This window comes from Pseudoalteromonas sp. UBA6610 (assembly GCF_002433295.1).
GTDB lineage: Bacteria > Pseudomonadota > Gammaproteobacteria > Enterobacterales > Alteromonadaceae > Pseudoalteromonas > Pseudoalteromonas atlantica.
The window spans coordinates 80,754-97,687 of record NZ_DJHW01000030.1 but is presented as its reverse complement, the minus strand read 5'-3'; the positions used below and the strand labels follow the sequence as shown (position 1 = coordinate 97,687).

15 protein-coding genes and 1 pseudogene are annotated in these 16,934 nt (G+C 42.5%); 11 read left to right on the top strand and 5 right to left on the bottom strand.

Going from position 1 to position 16,934, the window contains the following annotated elements:
- The 3 genes and pseudogenes from B4F91_RS04735 to ettA all read right to left on the bottom strand — a co-directional run.
- A pseudogene (locus B4F91_RS04735) lies at positions 1–213 on the bottom strand (histone deacetylase); the annotation flags it as partial.
- Positions 214–275: 62 nt separating this feature from the next.
- Positions 276–632: a PilZ domain-containing protein gene (locus B4F91_RS04730; RefSeq protein ID WP_029773844.1), complete on the bottom strand. Its 357-nt coding sequence runs from the start codon at positions 630–632 to the stop codon at positions 276–278.
- Positions 633–751: 119 nt separating this feature from the next.
- Positions 752–2,425, bottom strand: coding sequence for an energy-dependent translational throttle protein EttA (ettA, locus tag B4F91_RS04725; RefSeq protein ID WP_029773845.1), 1,674 nt, complete (start codon positions 2,423–2,425; stop codon positions 752–754).
- A gap of 331 nt (positions 2,426–2,756) precedes the next feature.
- Between ettA and B4F91_RS04720 the strand changes: the two genes are divergently transcribed.
- The 9 genes from B4F91_RS04720 (at position 2,757) to B4F91_RS04680 (ending at position 12,924) form a co-directional block, all read left to right on the top strand.
- Positions 2,757–3,404 (top strand): porin family protein, encoded by a 648-nt coding sequence (locus B4F91_RS04720; protein ID WP_286937406.1) that lies wholly within the window; start codon positions 2,757–2,759, stop codon positions 3,402–3,404.
- Positions 3,405–3,626: 222 nt separating this feature from the next.
- Positions 3,627–4,574, top strand: coding sequence for a homoserine O-acetyltransferase MetA (gene metA / locus B4F91_RS04715; RefSeq protein WP_121637124.1), 948 nt, complete (start codon positions 3,627–3,629; stop codon positions 4,572–4,574).
- The gene (locus tag B4F91_RS04710) at positions 4,564–5,637 is read left to right on the top strand and encodes a homocysteine S-methyltransferase family protein (RefSeq protein WP_286937403.1); all 1,074 of its coding nucleotides are present in this window, start codon (positions 4,564–4,566) and stop codon (positions 5,635–5,637) included. The genes metA and B4F91_RS04710 overlap by 11 nt, the downstream gene beginning before the upstream one ends.
- An 8-nt stretch (positions 5,638–5,645) precedes the next feature.
- Positions 5,646–8,279, top strand: coding sequence for a methionine synthase (metH, locus tag B4F91_RS04705; protein ID WP_055252961.1), 2,634 nt, complete (start codon positions 5,646–5,648; stop codon positions 8,277–8,279).
- Positions 8,280–8,427: 148 nt separating this feature from the next.
- Positions 8,428–8,715 (top strand): hypothetical protein, encoded by a 288-nt coding sequence (locus B4F91_RS04700; RefSeq protein ID WP_286937401.1) that lies wholly within the window; start codon positions 8,428–8,430, stop codon positions 8,713–8,715.
- A gap of 20 nt (positions 8,716–8,735) precedes the next feature.
- A complete protein-coding gene (locus tag B4F91_RS04695) occupies positions 8,736–9,185 on the top strand; it encodes a hypothetical protein (protein ID WP_286937399.1) in 450 nt (149 codons plus the stop codon).
- A gap of 42 nt (positions 9,186–9,227) precedes the next feature.
- Positions 9,228–9,983 (top strand): hypothetical protein, encoded by a 756-nt coding sequence (locus tag B4F91_RS04690; protein WP_286937397.1) that lies wholly within the window; start codon positions 9,228–9,230, stop codon positions 9,981–9,983.
- Positions 9,984–10,168: 185 nt separating this feature from the next.
- Positions 10,169–10,666 (top strand): (2Fe-2S)-binding protein, encoded by a 498-nt coding sequence (locus B4F91_RS04685; RefSeq protein ID WP_024034278.1) that lies wholly within the window; start codon positions 10,169–10,171, stop codon positions 10,664–10,666.
- Positions 10,663–12,924 carry a xanthine dehydrogenase family protein molybdopterin-binding subunit gene (locus tag B4F91_RS04680; RefSeq protein ID WP_286937396.1) on the top strand — a complete coding sequence of 754 codons (2,262 nt, stop codon included), beginning with the start codon at positions 10,663–10,665 and terminating at the stop codon, positions 12,922–12,924. Before B4F91_RS04685 ends, B4F91_RS04680 begins: the two co-directional genes overlap by 4 nt.
- A gap of 71 nt (positions 12,925–12,995) precedes the next feature.
- Here the strand turns inward: B4F91_RS04680 and B4F91_RS04675 are convergent, their stop codons facing one another.
- Entirely contained in the window at positions 12,996–13,193 is a 198-nt protein-coding gene (locus B4F91_RS04675; RefSeq protein WP_054983219.1) for a CsbD family protein, read from the bottom strand.
- A 273-nt stretch (positions 13,194–13,466) separates the two neighbouring features.
- On the opposite strand from B4F91_RS04675, the gene hrpB reads away from it, so the two are divergent.
- On the top strand, positions 13,467–15,893 hold the full coding sequence (gene hrpB / locus B4F91_RS04670; protein ID WP_286937395.1) for an ATP-dependent helicase HrpB: 2,427 nt from the start codon (positions 13,467–13,469) through the stop codon (positions 15,891–15,893).
- 94 nt (positions 15,894–15,987) lie between these two features.
- Positions 15,988–16,452 (top strand): nuclear transport factor 2 family protein, encoded by a 465-nt coding sequence (locus tag B4F91_RS04665; protein WP_264390415.1) that lies wholly within the window; start codon positions 15,988–15,990, stop codon positions 16,450–16,452.
- Positions 16,453–16,534: 82 nt separating this feature from the next.
- On the opposite strand, the gene B4F91_RS04660 is transcribed toward B4F91_RS04665, so the two are convergent.
- Positions 16,535–16,750, bottom strand: coding sequence for a hypothetical protein (locus B4F91_RS04660; RefSeq protein WP_004587424.1), 216 nt, complete (start codon positions 16,748–16,750; stop codon positions 16,535–16,537).
- Positions 16,751–16,934 lie beyond the last annotated feature (184 nt).

Genomic DNA, 16,934 nt, shown 5'->3' with positions numbered 1-16,934 from the left:
CCATAAATCGTGAATGTAGTTTTCGCAGTGTACCAGTTCAAGTGGCTCGGGGGAGCCCAAAATAGGCTCTACTAAATTATTACCTGCAATGCCTAAACCTTTAACCTGCTCATATAAATGAGCAAATTTACTCATTACAAATCGGTGCTTAGGGTCAAAGCTAAACGAATAATTACTGTGATAGACCAAAGGTAAGTGAGGGTTTAGGCGCATAACCGTATCAATAATAAAGTTTGCGCTATGGTAATAAACTTAACTAAGGGAGTCTATTGCCGCTATTCAATCAATGAGGCAAGCTCGCGATGAAGTAATTGTTCATCGGCTAAATTAAGCTCAACTAACCGTTTTAAATAGGTAATGCTGTTTATATCTATATGGTGGCAATTAAGGCCGATGTGTTTATCTTCTATGTGGCAAATAAACACCTCCATTTTTATTTCTATATCGCTTTGTGGCAAGGTAAAGCGCAAGGTGGCTTCGCTATTTTTTGTGCCACTAAACGCCGCGCATTTAGTAATGAGTGCGCCATGTAAAGATACATCGAGTAATTTGCATGGGTAGCTCTCTCCTGCAAATTCTAATTGAGCCGCGGTTGAAAAAAGAATACGCGAGAACTGACGTCGATTTTCCATAAAACGAGTTGCCTTTATTGTAATATTTAAATCAAGCATAGCGGGAAATAGCCCATAGCGATAAAAAATGGCATAAAAAAACCCCGCATAAATGCAGGGTTTGTTATATCAGTTAACAATTAACCAATTTTTTTATACTTAATACGCTTAGGTTGTGCAGCTTCTGCGCCTAAGGTCTTTTTAAGCCACTCTTCGTATTCAGTGTAGTTACCATCAAAGAAGTTAATTTGGCCTTCGTCGCGGTAATCTAAAATGTGTGTTGCAATACGGTCAAGGAACCAACGGTCATGCGATATACACATTACACAGCCTGGGAACTCTAAAATAGCGTTCTCAAGGGCGCGTAGTGTTTCAACATCAAGGTCATTGGTTGGCTCATCCAGTAGTACTACGTTACCACCCGCTTTTAAAAGCTTAGCAAGGTGTAAACGGTTACGCTCACCACCTGATAAGTCTTTCACAAACTTTTGCTGATCGTTACCTTTAAAGTTAAAGCGGCTAACGTACGCACGGCTTGGGAACTCAAAGTTACCAATTTTTAGCACGTCTTGTCCGTCAGATATTTCTTGGAATACGGTTTTGCTTTCGTCCATATTGCCACGGAACTGATCAACCGTTGCAAGCTCTACAGTTTCACCTACGCTAATGCTGCCGCTATCTGGTTGCTCTTCGCCGCTTAGCATTTTAAATAGGGTTGATTTACCCGCGCCATTGGCACCAATAATGCCCACAATCGCGCCTTTTGGCATACTAAAGCTTAAATCGTCGATTAATACGCGATCGCCAAAACTCTTACGTAAGTTATTAACTTCAAGCACTTGGTCGCCTAAACGCGGGCCAGGTGGAATAAATAGCTCGTTAGTTTCGTTACGCTTTTGGTAATCAGATTGCTGTAGCTCGCTAAACTGCGCCATACGCGCTTTAGACTTAGCTTGGCGACCTTTAGGGTTTGAACGTACCCACTCAAGTTCTTGAGCAATTGATTTTTGACGTGCTTTTTCAGATTTTTGCTCTTGTTGTAAGCGCGCATCTTTTTGCTCAAGCCAAGAAGAGTAGTTACCTTCCCACGGAATACCTTCACCACGGTCAAGCTCTAGTATCCAGCCAGCTACATTATCAAGGAAGTAACGGTCATGCGTTACCGCCACAACAGTGCCTTCGTAATCATGTAAGAAGCGCTCAAGCCAAGCAACCGACTCAGCATCTAAGTGGTTAGTAGGCTCATCGAGAATAAGCATATCTGGCTTTTCGAGTAATAAACGACAAATAGCAACACGGCGGCGCTCACCACCTGAAAGGTGCTCAATTTTAGCATCCCACTCAGGTAAACGAAGTGCATCAGCAGCGCGTTCTAAAACGTTATCGATGTTGTGGCCATCGTGCGCTTGAATGATTGCTTCAAGCTCGCCTTGCTCTTTTGCTAGGGCGTCAAAGTCAGCGTCTTCCATTGCGTACTCGTTGTACACTTCGTCAAGGCGGTTAAGGGCATGCTTTACTTCGCCAACAGCTTCTTCAACTATTTCGCGTACTGTTTTGCTTTCATCCAGCACAGGCTCTTGCGGTAAGTAACCAATTTTAGTACCAGGTTGAGGGCGGGCTTCACCTTCAAAGTCTTGATCAACACCGGCCATAATGCGAAGTAATGTAGATTTACCAGCACCATTTAAACCTAGCACACCAATTTTAGCGCCTGGGAAAAAGTGCAACGAAATATCTTTTAAAATTGTGCGCTTAGGTGGCACAACTTTAGATACTCGACTCATCGAGAATATAAACTTATCAGGTAAAACCATGGAGGAAAGCCTTCAAATAATAATAAAAATTTCAATGTTGTATTGTAGTGGCTCACGGGTGAAACAGTCAACGAATGGCGTATAGAACAATACGCTAATCTAAACGGTACTTTATTTTCTTGCCCATTTAAAACACCACTATGACAGGATTTCTATTGTGTAAAATTCTGTAATCTATTGTTTTATATTGTTCAAACACATTTTATTTTTAACAAAAGTGGTACAGTATATTTACAAACTGTAAAGTATAAGCAAATTATACAGACAGACCACTCTTAGTCGTTGTAAAACATCGCATAATTAAATATTACAAAGGTTTAAAGGAATGAACATGAAAACAGTTACAAAGTTAGGGGCATTACTTTTAGGTTTATACTCATTTTCGAGCCAAGCAGACATACTCCAGGTAAATGGTTATTACCAAGGAGTAGGGATAGGGTCTACGCAAATTGATGTATACGAGAGTGATAGCATACGATTTACAACACTATACGGCCAGTTTGGCTATCAGTTTTCGCGATACTTTGCGATAGAAGGTCGTGTAGGTTTTGGTTTAAATGACGAATCAACGCCGCTAAATGGGCTTGTTTATACTCAAAACCCGCTAGATGGTTCGTTAACCTCAGAATCTATTAAGAGCGAAATTGACTCAAGCCTTGATTTGCAAACAAGTATATTTGTGAAAGCTAATTATCCCATTTCAATTCGGGCAGATGTGTTTTTATTTGGTGGCTATGGTAGAAATAAATTAAGTTACAATGAAGGTGAAATAAGAAACCTTGCAGAATCAATAACTGGCTCAGATACAAATTCTACGTTAATCACTGAGCAAAATTATGACGAAGGCGGTGTAACGTACGGTACTGGGATTGACTATAGGTTAACTCAACGCTGGCAAGTAAGCGCTGAATACCAATATTTTGATACAGACGAAGGTGATATTTACGCTCTTAATTTATCTGTAAATTATCGTTTTTAATTGAAATAACGCTACTGGTTTTAGTAGCGCGACCTCAATACAGTTAAACAAAATATTTCAATATAAATGCATTCCTCCTGATCTATAACTTTTTGTAAATCTGATAAAATCATGAATAAATTTCATTTAGACATCTATACATCTAGAGGTTGATATTTTTAGCGTACTGTTCATAATGAGAGCGTATAAATTCTCGGTTTTTATGAGTAGGAGTAAAAAAATATGCCAATTACAGTGAAAGACGAGCTACCGGCTATTGCCCGTTTACGTGAAGAAAACGTGTTTGTAATGCCAAAAAGTCGCGCAAAAACGCAAGAAATTCGTCCTATGCGTTTGGCTATTTTAAATTTAATGCCTAATAAAGTAGAAACCGAAGTGCAGTTTATTCGTTTGCTTGCCAATTCTCCTTTGCAAGTAAATGTAGAGCTATTACGCCTAGATACGCATCGCAGTAGTAGCAACTCAGAAGAGCACCTAGATACCTTTTACCGTTATTTTTCAGAAGTGAAAGACAATAACTACGATGCGTTAATTGTTACCGGTGCACCACTCGCACACCTCGAATACGACGATGTTGCGTACTGGGATGAGCTAAAAGTGATTATTGATTGGGCAGAGCAGCACGTTACCTCTACGCTGTTTTCGTGCTGGGCGGCACATGCGGCGCTGTATCATCGTTACAATTTAAAACGCGATTTAAAAGAAGATAAACTTTGTGGTGTGTTTACTCACCAGTGTTACTTTGATCATGGGGCACTTACTCGTGGCTTCGACGACAACTTTTTAGTGCCGCACTCACGTTATGGCCACATAGATATAAATAAAATAAATGCCTGCGACGATATAGTGGTATTGGCAGGCTCTGAAAAAGTAGGCGCTTACTTAATGAAAAATAAGTCGGGCAGCCAAGTGTTTATAACCGGCCACCCAGAATACGATGCCGACACATTAAAAGCAGAGTACGAGCGCGATTTACAAAAAAGCCCTGATGCGCCAAAACCCGAAAACTATTTTCCAGATAACGATGCAAGCAAAAAGCCGTCAAAAACGTGGCAAAGCCATGCCTTTTTGCTGTTTTCGAACTGGTTAAATTACTACGTGTACCAAACGACCCCTTATGATATTAATTTAGTTAGCCAAGATGTGAGGACTAACAACTATGCCGAATAACGTGCAAAACAATAATAAACACAGCGAATTAAGCGCTGCATTAAAAGAGCGTATTTTAATTTTAGATGGCGCCATGGGCACCATGATCCAAACTCACAAGCTTGAAGAAGAAGACTACCGAGGCGAGCGCTTTAAAGACTGGCACGTACTAATTAAAGGCAATAACGATTTATTAAGCCTTACAAAACCTGAGCTAATTGCCGATATACACCGCAGCTTTTTAGCCGCCGGTGCAGACATTATTGAAACCAATACCTTTAACTCAACCACCATTTCGATGGAAGATTACGACATGGCAAGCATAAGCCGTGAGGTAAACTTAGAGTCGGCAAAACTCGCACGCGCAATATGTGACGAGTTCACCGCTAAAAACCCAGAAAAACCACGCTACGTAGCCGGTGTGTTAGGGCCAACCTCTAAAACCTGCTCAATTTCGCCAGATGTAAACGACCCAGGCTATCGTAATATTACCTTTGATAAGCTGGTTACTGCGTATGTTGAGTCTACCCTTGCATTAATGGAAGGCGGCGCTGATTTAATACTTATCGAAACCATTTTCGACACGCTAAATGCAAAAGCTGCCTCATTCGCAGTAGAAGAGGCGTTTGAGCAAGCAGGGCGCACATTACCTGTAATGATCTCGGGCACAATTACCGATGCCTCTGGGCGTACGCTTTCGGGGCAAACCACCGAAGCATTTTATAACTCTATTCGCCATATTAAGCCGCTTTCTATAGGCCTTAACTGCGCCCTAGGGCCAGATTTACTTCGCCAATACGTAGAAGAGCTTTCGCGCGTATGCGAAACATTTACCTCAGTACACCCAAATGCAGGTTTACCAAATGAGTTTGGTGAGTACGACCTAGAAGCAGAGGACATGGCGAAAGAGATTATAGACTGGGGCAAATCGGGCTTTATAAATATTGTTGGTGGCTGCTGTGGCACAACGCCTGCGCATATTCGTGCGTTTGCCAAAGGGCTTGAAGGCGTTAAACCTCGCGCGTTGCCAGAGCTTGATGTTCGTATGCGTTTATCAGGCCTTGAAGCCTGTAACTTAAACTAGGAGCCAACATGACCCAGCAAATTGCAGTATTTACCAATGTTGGCGAGCGTACCAACGTAACCGGCTCTGCCATGTTTAAACGCTTAATCATGGAAGAAGATTACGAAACCGCCCTGAATGTGGCTCGCGAGCAAGTAGAAAACGGCGCCCAAGTTATTGATATAAACATGGACGAAGCCATGTTGGACTCAAAAGCGGCCATGGTTAAGTTTTTAAACTTAATTGCCTCAGAGCCCGATATTTCTAAAGTGCCCATTATGGTCGACTCCTCTAAATGGGAAGTAATAGAAGCAGGCCTTAAATGTATTCAAGGCAAGGCTATTGTTAACTCAATATCGCTTAAAGAAGGGGAGGAGCCGTTTAAACGCCAAGCTAAAATTATTAAACGCTTTGGCGCAGCTGCTGTTGTTATGGCGTTTGACACCGACGGCCAAGCCGACACCGCAGACCGCAAATACGAAATATGTGAACGCAGCTACAAAATATTAGTCGAAGAGATTGGTTTTCCGCCGGAAGATATAATATTCGACCCCAATATATTTGCCGTAGCCACCGGTATAGAAGAGCACGACAACTACGCCGTAGAATTTATTGAAGGTACACGCCGAATTAAACAAAACTTACCACACTGTAAAGTGTCGGGCGGGGTGTCTAATGTCTCGTTTTCGTTTAGGGGTAATAACCCCGTACGTGAAGCGATTCACTCGGTGTTTTTATACCACGCGATAAAAGCGGGTATGGATATGGGTATTGTAAACGCAGGCCAGCTTGCAGTTTACGACGATATCCCCGAGGAACTTCGCAAAGCCGTAGAAGATGTAATTCTTAACACTGACCCCGGTGCAGGTGAGCGCTTAGTAGAAATAGCCCCTAAGTTTTCGGGTATGGCACAAGCCGAACGCGTAGAAGATTTAGAGTGGCGTACATGGCCTGTTGAAAAACGCCTAGAGCACGCCCTTGTAAAAGGCATAACCACCTTTATAGATGAAGACACGGAAGAGTGCCGCGCAGCTGCCGATAAACCTATTCACGTAATTGAAGGGCCATTAATGGATGGCATGAACGTGGTAGGGGATTTATTTGGTGCAGGTAAAATGTTTTTACCACAAGTTGTTAAATCGGCCCGCGTAATGAAACGAGCAGTGGCCTACCTAGACCCATTCATAGAAGCCGAAAAAGAAGAAGGCGCCACTAACGGTAAAGTAGTTATGGCCACCGTAAAAGGCGACGTGCACGACATAGGTAAAAACATTGTAGGCGTAGTACTGCAATGTAATAACTACGAAGTAATCGACTTAGGCGTAATGGTACCTGCTGAAAAAATACTACAAACCGCGATTGACGAAAAAGCCGACATAATCGGCCTTTCGGGTTTAATTACCCCATCGCTTGATGAAATGGTACACGTAGCCAAAGAAATGACCCGCCGAGGCTTTGAGCTCCCACTTATGATTGGCGGCGCAACGACCTCTAAAGCGCATACTGCCGTTAAAATTGAACCGCAGTACGACAAAGGCGTAGTGTACGTAAATAACGCCAGCCGTGCAGTGGGCGTGGTATCAAGCTTATTATCTAAAGAGCTAAAACCGGCCTTTTTAGAAAAAACTAAAGCCGAGTACGAAAAAGTACGCGAGCAACAAGCGCGCAAAAAGCCACGTTCAAAACCGGTTACCATACAGCGTGCCCGCGATAACGCAGCCAAGCTTGATTGGGATAATTACACGCCACCGGTGCCTAAAAAGCTGGGCGTGACCGAATTTAAAAATGTATCAATTGCGACTTTACGTAAATACATAGATTGGACCCCGTACTTTATGACGTGGTCAATCGCTGGTAAATACCCGCGCATAATGGATGACGAAGTAGTGGGCGAGCAAGCACGCAGCTTATTTAAAGACGCTAACGACATGCTCGACGACCTTGAAAAGTCAGGTGCTTTGCAACCTTTAGGTGTAATTGGTTTATTCCCTGCAAACCGCGTGGGTGATGACATAGAAATTTACACCGACGAAACCCGCAAAGAGCTGTTAACTACCTCATGCCATTTACGCCAGCAAACCGAAAAAACCGACTTTGCTAACTATTGTTTGGCTGACTACATTGCGCCAAAAGGCACACCTGATTACTTTGGTGCGTTTGCCGTAACGGGTGGTTTAGAAGAAGACGACCTAGCCGACGCGTTCGATGCCAAGCAAGACGACTACAATAAAATAATGGTAAAAGCGGTTGCCGACAGGCTCGCAGAAGCGTTTGCAGAATACTTGCACGAACAAGTGCGTAAAGAGTATTGGGGTTACGCAGCCGATGAAAACTTAAGTAACGATGAGCTAATTCGCGAAAACTACCAAGGTATTCGCCCAGCGCCAGGTTACCCAGCGTGCCCAGAGCACACTGAGAAAAAGAAAATTTGGCAGTTACTCGATACCGAAAAACGCATTGGCATGCAGCTCACCAGCTCATACGCCATGTGGCCAGGCGCTGCGGTTTCGGGCTGGTATTTCTCACACCCAGAGGCAAAATACTACGCCGTAGCATCTATTCAAAAGGATCAGGTAGAAGATTACGCCAAGCGAACTAATATGACGCTCGCAGAGGCTGAAAGGTGGCTGTCGCCTAATTTGGGGTATGAGCCGGAATCATAGCGAAGCGGTCAGTTTTAGCTGTCAGCTATCAGTAAAAGAAAAACGAGCCAAATTGGCTCGTTTTTGTTTTTATTAAGAAAACTTATTTCTAAAGTATTATAAATAGTTAATATATCCATTATTTAAACATAAATTATAAGGAAGTATTTTGAGCTCTATTAAAGAATTTTTATTTGAAGAACAAAATAAGCAGGCTGAAAAGTGGGTACGTGAAAGGCTCAGCGATCAAGATTTAACAGTAGAATCGGATGAATGGCAAAGTTTAATCATTGAGTATTCTGCTTATCAGGACCATTTAAATGATGAATATGAGTGGGTTTCAGAAATAAAATGGTTAAAGGAAAATGGCTCAGTTGATATTTATCAAAACTTTATGACAGAGTTAAGCAATGTAAAGGAGCTTGCAAAAACTCACTCTCCCAACCAATTCCTCTAGATGAAAACTTAATAATTAAAATGTGTTATTCATACTCGGTAACACTTCTTGAAGCTTTTTTAGGGGACACAATAAAAAGCTTAATATCTGAAAACAATGTCTATCTAAATAATGCGATAGAGCGTTTGGAGCAAATAAGGAATACGAAATATTCATTGTTTGATTTATCTAAATCAGGAATAGATTTAAGTGGGTTGGCAATTAAGTCCGTTAGTGAAGTATTATTTCACAAAATTGATAAAGTCATGGAAATGTACGAAAAAGTACTTGGTTGTAAAATAAATATAGACACGACAAAAGTAAAATCAATTATCGACATAAGACATGATATTGTCCATAGAAATGGGTATACCAAGGACAACGAAGTAATAGTTATACTACCAGATGACTTATATCAGGCAATTACTGAAATAAATCATTTAGCTAATCAATTGCAAAAAATAATTGAGGCAAAAGAAGTATCAAACTAATACGGACTGCTTCGATAAAAAAACTGAGATAAAGGACTATTCATGAAGTATCTAAATTACATATTGCTTTGCCTATCCCTATTTTTCACATCAAACACATTTGCGCTTGAGCAGAAATATCACGAGAGTGTTTTACCTGTTATTGCTGCTTTTAAAGCGGAGGATAAAGCTGCGATTGCTGCGCATATTCGCTACCCTCTAAAAAGGCAATATCCATTGCCTGACATTAAAAATGAAGCTGAGTTTGTTAACCGCTTTGATAAAGTGTTTGACGAGGAGCTTGTTACTATTATTGGCAGCTCTAATATTAATACCGATTGGGATAAAGTTGGTTGGCGCGGCATTATGCTAAATAACGGCGTGATGTGGCTAGATACCGACGGTAAAATTATCGGTATAAATAGCCACACAGCCAAAGAGCAGGCATTTGCTAAACGCTTAATTGAACAAGACAAGCAATCACTCCATTCAAGTATTAATACGTTTGAAGAGCCAGTGCTGGATTGGAAAACGGCTAGCTACCATATTCGCGTTGATGATTTAGGTGATAGAAATTACCGTTATGCAGTGTGGAGTAGTGATAAAAGGCCAAAGGATAAGCCTGATATGGTTTTATTTAACGGTGATATTACCTTTGAGGGTAGCGGCGGGAATCACCACTATACGTTTATAAACGGACGCTATAGTTACATATTACACGTTACTATTATTGGCTGCGATACATCGCCACCTGGTTGGCTTGAAGTATATAAAAATGATGAGCAGTTATTAAATGAGTCAGTTATAAGTACTAAGTAAAATCAGTAAACCCTTCTTATCTCTATCTAATAAAGCTGCCACTTAATAACAGCTATAGGTTGGCGGTTCGCCGATAAAAATTTCAATAAACCAATCCTAAGTGGTAGGCTAAAAAAGTAGCAAGTATTCAAACCGTTCTCGCGCAACAAGGCATTCCTTTAAAGCGCTTTGCCAAGGAGTTAAATATGATCACGCTTACCGTTAATGGTAATAAACATGAGTTTACAGGCGATCCGTCAACGCCGGTGCTTTGGTATCTTCGAGATGAATTAAATTTAACCGGGCCTAAATTTGGCTGTGGTATGGCGCAGTGTGGTGCGTGCACCATACACATTGATGGCGTAGCGCAGCGCTCGTGCATATTACCGGTATCGGCTGTGGCTGGGCGTGCTATTACCTCTATTGAAGGGTTAAGCGAGCAAGGCGACCACCCCGTGCAAAAAGCCTGGGTTGAGCATAAAGTGCCGCAATGTGGGTTTTGTCAGTGCGGACAAATAATGCAAGCGGCAAGCTTATTAGCCGCTAACCCAAACCCCACTGATGATGAAATAGTGAGTAATATGTCGGGCAATATTTGTCGTTGTGGCACGTATCCGCGTATTCATAAAGCAATTAAGTCGGCGGCTAAAACCATTGCGGGCGTTGAATATTTTGACCCAAATGAACAAGGGGAAGAGGTATGAAAAACGACAATACGTACTTTGACCTAAACCGTCGCCAATTTTTAAAAACCAGCGCAATAGGCGCATTAGTATTAGGCACTTATTTTGTAGGCAGTGCACCAAAAGCGTTTGCAGGCGTGTTAGAACAACCGTCTGAGCAAGCAAAACGTGCCAACTTATTTATAGCGCTGCGCCCCGATGGCATGGTTGAAATAACCTGCCACCGCTCTGAAATGGGCCAACAAATTCGTACCGCCATTGCCCAAATTGTGGCAGACGAAATGGAAGCCGCGTGGGATAAAGTGGTTGTTATTCAAGGTAAGGGCGACCCTAAATATGGGGATCAAAATACCGATGGTTCGCGCAGTATTCGCTACAACATGCAACGCCTGCGCGAAATGGGCGCAAGTGTACGTTATATGATGCAGCACGCAGCCGCTAAATATTGGAACGTTGAGCCGCAAACCTGTACAGCTAATCAGCACGTGGTAACCCACAGCTCGGGTAAAACGCTTGCCTATAAAGACTTAATTGACCTCGCGCTTGGTATTACCCCGCCAGAGCCAGACAAGTTAACACTTAAAACACGTAAAGAATGGCGTTATATAAATACCGGTATGGCGCACATAGATTTAACCGATTTAGTAACCGGTAAAGCCACATTTGCTGCTGATGTTCGCGAACCAAAGGCGCTGGTGGCTATGATTGAGCGCCCACCGGTAGTAGGTGGTGTGGTTAAATCGTTTGATGCCAGCGCCGCTAAAGCAATTAATGGCGTAGTTGATGTTATTGAAATGCCTGTACCAAAAGGTGCGCCGCAATTTCAGCCAAAAGGCGGCATTGCTATTGTTGCTAAAAATACCTGGGCTGCATGGCAGGCGCGTAAAGCACTAAAGGTGGTGTGGGATGATGGTAAAAACGGCGATTATAATTCAGAGAACTTTAAAAAGTCGTTATTACAAACAGTGAATGAGCCGCAAGCGCATGTGCGCGACATAGGCGATACCGCCAGCGTATTGGCTAAATCGAGCAATAAGTTAGTAGCAGACTATTACGCGCCGCATTTGGCTCAAGCACCTATGGAGCCACCTTGCGCCACTGCAATGTACAATAAAGACAGGGTAGATATTTGGGCTGCAACACAAAACCCACAAGCTGATATGAAAACCGTAGCTGCGTTACTTGGTATGGAGGAGAGCCAAATTAACGTGCATGTCACCATGTTAGGTGGCGGTTTTGGGCGTAAATCAAAACCTGATTTTTCAGCAGAAGCTGCCTACATTTCAATGAAAGTAGGACAACCTATACGCGTACAGTGGACGCGAGAGGATGATATTCAGCACAGTTTTTATCATGCGGTATCGGCTCAACATATTGAAGCTTCACTAGATGAAAAAGGTAATATTGAGGCTTACTTACACCGTACGGCGTTTTCGCCAATTATGTCGACCTTTCAAGAAGGGGCAACGTCGCCTGCAGGTTTTGAGCTGCGCTTGGGCTTTACCGATAACCCCATAAACTCACCTAACTTAAAGTTAGAAAACGGCGAAGCACCCGCTAAAACAAGAGTAGGTTGGATGCGTTCGGTATCAAATATTTTTCATGCTTTTGCTATTCAGTCATTTATTGCTGAAGCGGCGCACAAAGCAGGGCGCGACCAAAAAGACTATTTACTTGAAACCATAGGCCCTGATCGCATTTTAGATGTAACCGAGCAAAATGCCTCGTACGATAACTATGGCGGCGATAAAGATGTTTACCCATTAGATATTGGTAAATTACGCCATGTTATTGAAAAAGTAGCCGATATAAGCAAATGGGGCCGAAAGCTGCCAAAAGGTCGCGGGTTAGGTATTGCAGCGCACCGCAGCTTTTTAACCTATGTGGCTACTGTGGTTGAGGTAGAGGTATCCGACGCTGGTGATTTAAACGTGATTAAATCGTGGGTGGCTATTGATGCAGGTACGGTAGTAAACACCGATACCGTTAAAAATCAAACGCAAGGTGGCTCTATTTACGGTATTACAACCGCAATAAGCGAGGGTATTACCTTTGATAAAGGCCGCGTGCAGCAAAGTAATTTTCATGATTACCGCGTACCACGTATGAGCGACTCACCTTTAGAGGTAGAAGTAGAAATAATACAAAGCGATGCACCACCTGCTGGTGTAGGGGAGCCCGCAACACCGGTTTACGCCCCTGCATTGTGTAACGCTATTTTTGCAGCTTGTGGTAAACGCATTAGGCAACTGCCTATAGGTAATCAATTAAAAGCGTAAACAAACGTACTTTTATTTTAGCCGTTAAACAAAAAAACCGCCAAATGGCGGTTTTTTTCAGAAGTTAGCGATTAGTGAGTTTTTTCAAACTCGTCTACTTCGCGCTCTGCTTCTTCTTTAGATTTACCGTACTGCTGCTGGATTTTACCCACTAGCTCTGTACGGCTACCTTCAATTTTGTCTAAATCGTCGTCAGTAAGATCGCCCCATTTTTGTTGCGCCTTACCTTTAAGCTCGTTCCAATTACCTTTCATACGATCGTTGTTCATAAGTATCTCCTTACTTAGCTTTAATTAACGTTCAGTATAAAAGGAGCAAAGCGTGTACCAATCAGTTAAACTTTTTATTTTGTGTTTATAATCATTTATTTATATATTTAAGCGAAGCGTTACTTTTATTGCAACACGTATGTTCTTAAAAAATGTACAGAGCGGTCTGTAATTATTTCTGATTATGGATACGCGTAAACTCATCTGCTTTTGCGGCGCGTTTATTATTGGTTTTTGTTACAATGCACACAAAGCAATTTTGGATAAATAGCAGTGCTGCCGGTTCAAAACATATATCAACAACTTCTAACTACATTACAAAGTAACCCCATAACGTTATTACAAGCACCGCCTGGTGCAGGTAAGTCAACCTGGTTGCCGCTACAGCTTATGCGCGACGGCCATTTTAAACGTATTGTAATGCTTGAGCCGCGCCGCTTAGCAGCACGTAATATTGCCAATTACTTAGCACAGTGCCAAAACGAAAAAGTGGGGCAGAGTGTTGGTTTGCGAGTACGCGGCGAGAGTAAAGTAAGCAGTAATACGCGCCTTGAAATAGTCACCGAGGGTATGCTTACTCGCATGCTACAAAACGACCCCGAATTAAGCGATATAGATTTACTGATATTTGATGAATTTCATGAACGCTCAATTGCAGCAGACACTTCACTGGCCTTTGCTTTAGAGACCCAAAGTGCGCTGCGCGACGATTTAACCATACTACTTATGTCGGCCACCCTTGATACCGAGCGCTATACGCAATTTTTTGATTGCCCGGTTATACAATCAAGCGGGCGTAGTTACCCCATAGACGAAGTATATATACCAATAAAAGATGAGAGCCGCTGGTTAGATGCCATTCCTAATATCGTTAAGCAAGCACTCAATGAGCAAAGCGGCAGTGCATTAGTATTTTTACCTGGGCAATTTGAAATAGTACGTGTGCAGCAGGCCCTTAATGATTTACCAAGTAACTGCTTAGTTGCCACATTATTTGGCGAGCAAGATAAAGCCAATCAGCAAGCGGCGATTGCCCCTGCGCCTAAAGGTATGCGCAAAATTGTGCTTACCACCAATGTAGCCGAAACCAGTTTAACCATTGAAGGCATTCGTATTGTTATTGATAGCGGCAAACGCCGCGCCGCAACGTTTAACTTGAAAACAGGCGTAACTGAGCTTACAACACAAAGTATATCGCGCTCCTCTGCTGTGCAGCGAGCGGGGCGTGCAGGGCGAATAGAGCCAGGGGTTGTTTACAGGCTTGGCTCAAAGCAAACCTTTGAGCGACGTAATAGCCACGATAGCCCAGAAATACTCACCTCAGACATAAGCCAACTTATGCTGGAGGCAAAACAGTGGGGCGCAAATATTAGCGAACTCACCTTGCTTGATACGCCAACAGCGCAGCAATGCACGCAAGCGGCAAACTTATTAACCATGCTTGAAGCTATCGACTCCAAAGGTAAGCTCACTAAATTGGGTAGTAAAATGCTGGGTTTTGGGGCGGATATTCGCTTAGCGCATATGCTTTTAAAAGCGCAAGCGCTTGAGGCAGAACTCCCTGGTATTTATCGCTTAGCACTTTATTTAGTGGCACTGCTTGAGAGCCGAATAAACAGCGCCAACGAGCTAAGCTTGGCGCTACATAGCCAACAACAAAGGCCACACCCAGTATTTAAACAGCAGTTAAAATACTGGCAAAGCCGTTTAAAAGTAACCGACAGTAACAGCGAGCTAAACACCGAGTATTTAGGTTTGCTGGTGGCATTAGCTTACCCCGACCGCATTGCAAAAAAACGCGGCAATGGCTACTTACTTGCCAATGGTGCGGGCGCTGATTTAAACACCGATTACTGGCATAACGATGACTACCTTGCTATTGCAAGCATGGGCGGCCATAAAGGCACGCGTATTTTTGCAGCCACCGCACTTAGCCCATTTGAGCTACAAGATTACTTACCGCATTTGTTTACTACGCTTACCCGCTGTGAGTTTGATGAAAAAACCGCGCGCTTTATCCATCAAGACGAAGTAAAGCTCGGCGCTATTACCCTTACAAGCCAACCAAGTAAGCAAAAGCTTGATAAAACCGAGCGCGCCAAAGCGTGGCTTAATTTATTTACTAAGCACGGCTTTGCATTATTTAATGAACAACCCGATGCGCAGCAATTATTAATTCGCATGAGTTTAGCCAGTCAGTTTATGCCAGATACGTTCCCGGCAATAAGCGAGCAGCAACTTATCAAAACAGCTGATGATTGGTTAGGCGTATATTTACAGGATATAAAAACGCTGGAGCAGCTTAAAAAGTTTAACTACTTTGAAGCACTGCAAAATTGTTTTGACTGGACACAGCAAACAGCCCTAAAAACGCTGTTACCGCTTAGGTTAACGGTACCGAGTGGCTCAAATATAAAAATTAATTACCAGCTAGATGGCCCCGCAAAACTTAGCGTGCGCATGCAAGAAGTGTATGGTTTAACAAGTACGCCAATGCTTGCAAATGGCAAGCTGCCACTGCTTATGGAGTTACTCTCGCCAGGTAAGCGCTCATTACAGCTTACGCAAGATCTTGCGCACTTTTGGGCTAGTAGTTATCGCGATGTACAAAAAGAAATGAAAGGACGTTATCCCAAGCATTTTTGGCCCGACGATCCAGCCAACAGCGTGGCAACCAATAGAGTAAAAAGCAAAATGTAGGTTTATTAACTTAAAAGTATTTGTTTTATTTTTGAACATGTGAATATAGTGTACCTATATATAAATCTATACTTTTAACTACAAGGAAGAAGTGATGAAACGACTATTTACATTAGCTTTGCTATTAGTGAGTACCTTTTCGGTTAATGCTGAAAAGGCACTGGACTTAAACAAATTTGCACAGCATTACTACAACACAATGACCGCCACGCAAGCGCCTAACGCAAGTGAAAAAGAGCTTGAAGCTTACCTTAATTTATTAACAGACGATGTAGGCAGCCAGCACATACCGTATCAAGTAGATGACTCTCGCACTGCAGAGGGTAAAAAACTAATGCGTAAGGGCATGCGTTTTTATTTAGGCGCGCACACCTTATACGAAAGCGAGCTGCTTAATACCTTTGTATTTAACGATAGCGGCTTTGCGATTCGTTATAAAAAACACGCTAAGGGTATTCATCCGCAAAGTAAGCAGCCAATAGAGTACACATCAGTAATGATGGAAGTAATAGAAGTTGAAAACGGTAAAGTGGCGATGATCCGTAAATATCACGAATAAAACGTAAAGTGATAAAACGCGCTAGCCATTAAAGCAAAGTTAATGGCTAATTGGGCTGTAATAGCTTTTTGTTGTTAAGTGCTTAAACTTCTTTACCACCGTGTTGCTCTGCTAAATCATCTAGCTCGGCAGAGGTGTAATCAAATCCGCTTTCATCATACTCGTAAGTGACTTTTACACTGTCGCCGCCATTAAATAGGCGAGTTTTAACTTGGTTTACGGGCCAATCTTTTAGTACATGCACAAAGCGGTTAGCAACTTGCGAGGTTTCAAAGCGGTAGCGAATTTCTGTTTTCATAAAAAGGCTCTGTTATTGTATGGCTTAGCTAAAAGTGAGTAGTAAAATTACACTATTTAATGCATTACCACCTCTCATAATCTCTTGGGTGTGTTGATTTTTAATGGTTGAATTTTCAGCCGTATGTTCGGTTTTTAGGCAAGGCAGAGTCTATGAAACTTGGTTATTCCCCATAAATAGGCGA

Excerpts from the sequence above, each read along its gene's own strand:
- B4F91_RS04695 (WP_286937399.1), top strand. The coding sequence starts at position 8,736 with ATGTGTTATTCATACTCGGTAACACTTCTTGAAGCTTTTTTAGGGGAC.
- B4F91_RS04665 (WP_264390415.1), top strand. The coding sequence starts at position 15,988 with ATGAAACGACTATTTACATTAGCTTTGCTATTAGTGAGTACCTTTTCG.
- B4F91_RS04730 (WP_029773844.1), bottom strand. The coding sequence starts at position 632 with ATGGAAAATCGACGTCAGTTCTCGCGTATTCTTTTTTCAACCGCGGCT.
- B4F91_RS04720 (WP_286937406.1), top strand. The coding sequence starts at position 2,757 with ATGAAAACAGTTACAAAGTTAGGGGCATTACTTTTAGGTTTATACTCA.
- B4F91_RS04660 (WP_004587424.1), bottom strand. The coding sequence starts at position 16,750 with ATGAAAACAGAAATTCGCTACCGCTTTGAAACCTCGCAAGTTGCTAAC.
- B4F91_RS04685 (WP_024034278.1), top strand. The coding sequence starts at position 10,169 with ATGATCACGCTTACCGTTAATGGTAATAAACATGAGTTTACAGGCGAT.
- B4F91_RS04710 (WP_286937403.1), top strand. The coding sequence starts at position 4,564 with ATGCCGAATAACGTGCAAAACAATAATAAACACAGCGAATTAAGCGCT.
- ettA (WP_029773845.1), bottom strand. The coding sequence starts at position 2,425 with ATGGTTTTACCTGATAAGTTTATATTCTCGATGAGTCGAGTATCTAAA.
- B4F91_RS04675 (WP_054983219.1), bottom strand. The coding sequence starts at position 13,193 with ATGAACAACGATCGTATGAAAGGTAATTGGAACGAGCTTAAAGGTAAG.
- metA (WP_121637124.1), top strand. The coding sequence starts at position 3,627 with ATGCCAATTACAGTGAAAGACGAGCTACCGGCTATTGCCCGTTTACGT.
- metH (WP_055252961.1), top strand. The coding sequence starts at position 5,646 with ATGACCCAGCAAATTGCAGTATTTACCAATGTTGGCGAGCGTACCAAC.
- B4F91_RS04680 (WP_286937396.1), top strand. The coding sequence starts at position 10,663 with ATGAAAAACGACAATACGTACTTTGACCTAAACCGTCGCCAATTTTTA.
- B4F91_RS04690 (WP_286937397.1), top strand. The coding sequence starts at position 9,228 with ATGAAGTATCTAAATTACATATTGCTTTGCCTATCCCTATTTTTCACA.